Origin of the sequence: Luteibacter sp. (assembly GCF_051958795.1) — a bacterium.
GTDB lineage: Bacteria > Pseudomonadota > Gammaproteobacteria > Xanthomonadales > Rhodanobacteraceae > Luteibacter.
In genome coordinates this window covers 1-5,968 of record NZ_JBQCFT010000331.1, presented here as the reverse complement: position 1 = coordinate 5,968, position 5,968 = coordinate 1, and the positions used below count along the sequence as shown (strand labels likewise).

The window sequence follows — 5,968 nt, the reverse complement described above, 5'->3', positions numbered from 1 at the left end:
CCAGTTGCACGCGTTCTATCGCCAGCAGCTGGGCGAGGTGGCGCCGGATGTCGAGAGCGGCACGCTGGTCGCCAGCGTCATGCCGCTGCCGGAAGCCATCCAGGCCATCGAGGAACCGGTGGTCGAGCCCGAGCCGGATGACGACGCCGAGATCCTCGCCGACGAGGCCTTCGACGAGCGCTACCTTTCGCAGGCACGCGAGCTGAAGGTCGGCCAGTGGCTGGAGTTCACGGCGGAAGATGGCACGACCGATCGCGCCAAGCTGTCGTGGGTCAGCCCGATCAGCGGCCGCTTCCTGTTCGTGAACCGCCGAGGCCTCAAGGTCGCCGACCACAGCCTTGCCGGGCTCGCCCAGGCGTTCGCCCAGAACACCGCGCGCGTCCTGGATTCCACGCTGCTGTTCGATCGCGCCATGGATGCGATCGTCGAGCGCCTGCGCACGCCCGAGAACGCCTGAGCTGATGACCAACGCACACCTCGCCGACGCCCTGCCGCCGGCCAGTGAGATCCTTGCCGACATCGAACGCGCCTTTGGCGAAGATATCGGCCCCGGCGATGCCACCGCCGACCTGCTCGACCCCGAGGCCCGTGCCACGGCGGTCCTGACCTGCCGCGAGGATGCGGTGCTCAGCGGCACGGCGTGGTTCGACGCCGCCTTCCGCAAGCTCGATCCCGCCGTGCAGATCGAATGGCTGGCGAAGGACGGCGACCGCATCGCCGCCGGTGCTGCCATCTGCCGGCTCGCCGGCAAGGCACGCGCCCTGGTGACTGCGGAACGCACGGCCCTGAACTTCCTCCAGTTGCTGTCGGCGACCGCGACGGTGACCTCGCACTACGCCGATGCCATCGCCGGCACGAAGGCCCGCGTGCTCGATACGCGCAAGACCATCCCCGGCCTGCGCCGTGCGCAAAAATATGCCGTCCTCTGCGGTGGCGGCACGAACCACCGCATCGGCCTGTTCGACACGATGATGCTGAAGGAAAACCACATCATCGCGGCCGGTGGCATCCCGGCCGCCGTGCGGGCTGCCCGTGCCACCCACCCTTCCCTCCCGCTGATCGTGGAAGTGGAGACGCTGGACGAACTGGCCCAGGTGATCGAGGCCGGTGGCGACCGCGCACTGCTAGACAATTTCACGCCGGAGATGCTGAAAGAGGCCGTGGCGCTCACCGCCGGCCGCATCCCGCTCGAGGTGTCCGGCAACGTGGAGATCGATACGATCCGCGCCATCGCCGAGACCGGCGTGGATTTCATCTCCAGCGGCGCACTGACCAAGCACGTCCGCGCCATCGATCTCTCGCTACGCCTGGATCTCTAGTCCACTTGTGGATGGCGGCCGTCGGCCACACACTGGCCCCATGAACTCCGTTTCCGATCTCTTCTGGCTGCTTGGCCTCGCCGCGCTGATCGCGAGCTGGTATCGGCTGACCCGGGCCCGCGAAGTGGCGGTACGCGCCGCGACCGCGCTTTGCCGCCGCCATGGGTTGCAGCTGCTGGACCAGTCCGTCGGGCTTCGCGCCATCCGCCTGCAGGGCGTCGATGGTGTCCGCCGCCTTGAACGCTGCTACGCGTTCGAAGTGAGCGACGACGGCCAGTCGCGCCAGCCGGCCAAGATCTGGATGGCCGGGGACGAGGTAGCGAGTTATGCACTGCCCCACTCTGGGAACCCTGAGCTGGAAACGGTGGTTGCCACCGAGACAGGGCTGCCGACGAACGTGATTTCGCTGGCGGATCGCCGCCGGGTGCATTGATACCGAAAAAAACCCGCCGATTGGCGGGTTTTTTCTTATTTGACTACCCGCAGGTGCGGGGCGCCGCGCTTGGGTCGGTCGTCGTCGCCACCGGTGGGCGGCGTATCCGATGCGTCGTCCACGGCCTCGACCGGGTTGGCCGCGCCCTCGTTCTCGTCGGCCGGGAACATCATGCCCTGGCCGTTTTCCTGCGCATAAAGCGCCAGTACGGCGGCTACCGGGATCACGATGTTCTGGCTTACGCCGGAGAAGCGTGCCTGGAAGGCGATCTTGTCATTGCCGAGGTCCAGGTTGGCCACGGCGCGCATGGCCAGATTGAGCACGACCTGGCCGTTTTTCACCACGTGGGCGGGGACCTTCACGCCCGGCTGGGCGGCGTCCACCAGCACGTACGGGGTCAGCCCGTTATCGCTGATCCAGTCGTAGATGGCGCGCAGCAGGTAGGGCCGGTTGGAGGTCATGCCCTGGGTTTCGTTCGTATCCATCACTCGTCCTCGTCGTACCCGCCGGTTGGTCGGGATCACCAAAGCCCCGGCAGGGCAAGGCCAGACATGAGTTTACGGGATACAGGCGCGGAGGGCTAACCGACCGGGCTGAAGTCGAAATCGGGCCGCATGTTGCGCTCTTCCTGGGTCAGGCTGCGCGCGAAGCCCTGGCTGTGGAACAGCCGCTCGCCATAATCCACGATCGGCTTGCCGGCGGGCCCCAGGTCCACGCCCAGCCAGGGCAGGCGCCAGACCACGGGGGCCACGAGGCAATCGATCAGGCTCATCTCGGGGTTCAGGAAGAACCGGGATGCCTTGAACAGCTCCGCCGCGACCAGCAGGTGCTCACGCAGCCGCTTGCGAGCCGCCGGAGCCTCCCTACCGCCCTCCTGGATGAGTTCAATCTCAGGCAGCCAGTCATTCTCGATGCGCCAGGTCGCCAGGCGCAGGCGCGCCCGCGAGAGCGGATCGATCGGCATGAGAGGCGGGTGCGGATAACGTTCGTCGAGGAATTCGACGACGATCAACGTGTCGTAGACGGTCAGGTCGCGATCGACCAGCGTGGGCAGCGTCCCATACGGGTTCAGTTCGAGCAGGTCGGGCGTGGGCTCTTCGGGCCGCAGGATCACCCGGTCGTAGGCTACGCCCTTCGCCGCCAGCACCAGGCGGGTACGGTGGCTCTGGATATCGTCGGCGCTCGTGTACAGCGTGAGTTCCGTGAGCGAACGTGCATTCTGGACCATGCTTTCGATCTCCCTCCCTGCTGCGCCGAAACGGAACGGGGCGACCCTGTGGCCGCCCCGGGGGACATCACTCAGTGACTTTCGTGAACGTCCTTCCAGTATTCATGCTTCAGAAGGTACAGCAGGAAGGTCAGGCCGGCCAAGAACAGCAATACCCAGATACCGACGGACTGCCGCTGCAGTGCCGCGGGCTCCGCGGTGTATTCCAGGAATGCCGTCAGGTCGCGAGTGGCCGCCTGGAATTCTTCCGGAGTCATCGTGCCCTTGCTGTGAAGCTCGAGCTTCTCGACCGGGGCATCCGCACCCGCCTTGCCCTCGGCATGCACCGCCACCTGCAGGCCCTGCAGCTCCCACAGCGGGTTGGGCATGGAGGCGTTCGGGAACACCGTGTTGTTCCAGCCCACGGGCCGGCTCGGGTCCAGGTAGAACGAGTTCAGGTAGTTGTAGATGAAGTCCGAACCCTTGGCGCGCGCCTCCAGCGAAAGATCCGGCGGCTCCTTGCCGAACCAGGCCTTGGCATCGTCGGCCGGCATGTGCGAGACGACGGTCTCGCCGAACTTGGCCCCGGTGAAGTTGAGGTTGTTCATCACCTCGTCTTCACTCAGGCCAAGGTCGCTCGCCAGGCGCGAATAGCGCACGTACTTCAGCGAGTGGCAGCCCACGCAGTAGTTGAAGAACAGCTTGGCGCCGCGCTGCAGGGAGGCCTGGTCGTAGACGTTGGCACCCGACGGCGGAAGGTCTTCACCTTCGGCGGCAAGAGCGGGTACGGCGACAACGGCAAGGCCCAGCGCAAGGGCGAGGGAGGAGAGATAGCGCTTAATCATGCATCGTCACCCGTTCCGGAACCGGCTTGGTCTTCTCGAACCCAAAGTGCGTGTAAACCCAGACAAACACGAAGAAGCCGAAGTAGCCGAGCACCATCAGGCGCCCGAAGGCGTTCTCGACCGTGGTGACATCCGCGCCCGGGAACCACACGGGGATGAGCTCGGCGGTGACACCGGCACCCACCATGCCCAGGGCAAGGAAGGAGATGACCAGCACGGCCAGCGCGATGCGGAAGCCGACGCCGCGGTAGCGCACGGAACGCACCGCACCCTTGTCGATCCAGGGCAGCAACCCGAGCAGCAGGATCGAGCCGAACATGCCGATCACGCCCCAGATGGCCGTGCCGAAGAACGACGGGATCATGCGCAGGATCGCGTAGAACGGGGTGAAGTACCACGACGGCTTGATGTGGCTCGGCGTCACCAGGTTGTTGGCCGGGGTGAAGTTATCGTGCTCGAGGAACCAGCCGCCGAAGGTTGGCGCGAAGAAGATGATGAAGGCGGCGATGATCAGGAAGAAGCCGACGCCAAACGAGTCCTTCACCGTGTAGTACGGGTGGAACGGGATCGCATCCGTCGGCTTGTCCGCCGACCAGCGGTTGCCCTTCGGGCCGTGCTTCACATCCACGCCATCGGGGTTGTTCGAGCCCACCTCGTGCAGTGCCGCCAGGTGCAGCACCACCAGCAGCAGGAGCACCAGCGGCAGCGCGATCACGTGAAGTGCGAAGAAGCGGTTGAGCGTGGAATCGGCCGGGAGGTAATCGCCCATGATCCACTGCACCAGCGTGTCGCCGATGAAGGGGATGGTGCCGAACAGCGAAATGATGACCTTCGCGCCCCAGAACGACATGTTGCCCCAGGGCAGCACGTAGCCCATGAAGGCCTCGGCCATCAGCACGAGGAAGATCAGCATGCCCAGGATCCACACGAGTTCGCGTGGCTTCTTGAACGAGCCGTACATGATCCCGCGGAACATGTGCAGGAACACGACCACGAAGAACAGCGAGGCACCCGTGGAGTGCATGTAGCGGATGAGCCAGCCCCACTCCACGTCACGCATGATGTACTCGACCGAGTTGAAGGCTTCCGCCGCACTCGTCTTGTAGTTCATGGTGAGGAAGATGCCGGTGACAATCTGGTTGACCAGCACCAGCAGGGCGAGCGAACCGAAGTAGTACCAGAGGTTGAAGTTCTTCGGCGCGTAGTACTCGGTCATGTGCTTCCGGTACATCGGCATGAAGCCCGGGGCACGTTCGTTGAACCAGTTTCCAAGACGCGACATTGTGCTGGCCATCAGCTCTTCCCCTCCGGATCCACGCCGATCTGGATGTGCGTGTCGTCAATGAAGTGGTACGGCGGCACCGGGAGATTCTTCGGTGCCGGTACGCCACTGAACACGCGGCCGGACAGGTCGTAGCGGGATTTGTGGCAGGGGCAGTAGAAGCCGCCCTTCCAGTTCGCGTCGAACGGCTCGGGCTTGATATCCGGCACGAAGTCCGGCACGCAGCCCAGGTGGGTGCACAGGCCGATGACGACGAGCCACTCGGGCTTGATGGACCGGGTCTCGTTCGTCGCGTATTTCGGCTGCTGGCCGGCATCGGACGACGAGGGATCGAGCAACCGCGGCTCCAGGCCTTTCAGCTGGGCCAGTTGCTCGGGTGTGCGGTTGACGACGAAAACGGGAAGGCTACGCCAGGCGAAAGTGACTTTCTGCCCGAGGTCGATCGCACTGATGTCAACCGTGACGGGCGCCCCCGCCGCCTTGGCTCTCGCCGATGGTTCCCACGACTTGATGAAGGGCACGATCGCCGCAACCACCCCCACGCCACCGACAACGGCCGTCGTCGTGGTAAGGAAGCGACGGCGCCCGTGATCGACGACTTCTTCGTTCGCCATCAGGCTCTCCGGAACTTATGCCATTGAGGTTTGCGGGCCCCGTCGCCGCTATCTGGAAATCGGCTTCCGCAAAATTACGTCAGTGTAACGTCAGCACTAGCCACGTACAATAAAGTGAACAAACCCTTGCCAGATGTAAAGACATGGCAGCTAACTCCCCGCCAGGACGCGGAAAATTCGGCCACCCATGAACCAAGCTGCCCGCACGTTCGCCTTCGTCGCCCGCTTCGTCGTGCTTGGCCTTGCCATCGCGTTCGTCATCGGCCTG

The 5,968-nt window shown here is 64.6% G+C and carries 9 protein-coding genes; 3 read left to right on the top strand and 6 right to left on the bottom strand.

Annotated elements, in window-relative coordinates; genetic code table 11:
* From ACTHLF_RS17210 to ACTHLF_RS17200, 3 genes are all read left to right on the top strand, one after another.
* Positions 1 to 457, top strand: a 457-nt coding sequence (locus tag ACTHLF_RS17210; RefSeq protein WP_440328874.1) for a DUF1631 family protein, incomplete at its 5' end; no start/stop codon positions are given.
* 4 nt (positions 458 to 461) lie between these two features.
* On the top strand, positions 462 to 1,319 hold the full coding sequence (nadC, locus tag ACTHLF_RS17205; RefSeq protein WP_440328872.1) for a carboxylating nicotinate-nucleotide diphosphorylase: 858 nt from the start codon (positions 462 to 464) through the stop codon (positions 1,317 to 1,319).
* Between the two features lie 40 nt (positions 1,320 to 1,359).
* Positions 1,360 to 1,752 carry a DUF3301 domain-containing protein gene (locus ACTHLF_RS17200; RefSeq protein WP_440328871.1) on the top strand — a complete coding sequence of 131 codons (393 nt, stop codon included), beginning with the start codon at positions 1,360 to 1,362 and terminating at the stop codon, positions 1,750 to 1,752.
* 35 nt (positions 1,753 to 1,787) lie between these two features.
* On the opposite strand, the gene ACTHLF_RS17195 is transcribed toward ACTHLF_RS17200, so the two are convergent.
* From ACTHLF_RS17195 to ACTHLF_RS17170, 6 genes are all read right to left on the bottom strand, one after another.
* Positions 1,788 to 2,213 (bottom strand): ClpXP protease specificity-enhancing factor, encoded by a 426-nt coding sequence (locus ACTHLF_RS17195; protein WP_440328876.1) that lies wholly within the window; start codon positions 2,211 to 2,213, stop codon positions 1,788 to 1,790.
* 119 nt (positions 2,214 to 2,332) lie between these two features.
* The gene (locus ACTHLF_RS17190) at positions 2,333 to 2,980 is read right to left on the bottom strand and encodes a glutathione S-transferase N-terminal domain-containing protein (RefSeq protein ID WP_440328870.1); all 648 of its coding nucleotides are present in this window, start codon (positions 2,978 to 2,980) and stop codon (positions 2,333 to 2,335) included.
* 71 nt (positions 2,981 to 3,051) lie between these two features.
* The gene (locus ACTHLF_RS17185) at positions 3,052 to 3,804 is read right to left on the bottom strand and encodes a cytochrome c1 (protein ID WP_440328868.1); all 753 of its coding nucleotides are present in this window, start codon (positions 3,802 to 3,804) and stop codon (positions 3,052 to 3,054) included.
* Positions 3,797 to 5,098, bottom strand: a complete 1,302-nt coding sequence (locus tag ACTHLF_RS17180) for a cytochrome b (protein ID WP_440328866.1) — start codon at positions 5,096 to 5,098, stop codon at positions 3,797 to 3,799. The genes ACTHLF_RS17185 and ACTHLF_RS17180 overlap by 8 nt, the downstream gene beginning before the upstream one ends.
* Positions 5,098 to 5,700, bottom strand: coding sequence for a ubiquinol-cytochrome c reductase iron-sulfur subunit (gene petA, locus ACTHLF_RS17175; protein ID WP_440328864.1), 603 nt, complete (start codon positions 5,698 to 5,700; stop codon positions 5,098 to 5,100). Before petA ends, ACTHLF_RS17180 begins: the two co-directional genes overlap by 1 nt.
* Positions 5,701 to 5,779: 79 nt before the next feature.
* Positions 5,780 to 5,968, bottom strand: a 189-nt coding sequence (locus tag ACTHLF_RS17170; RefSeq protein WP_440328862.1) for a hypothetical protein, incomplete at its 5' end; no start/stop codon positions are given.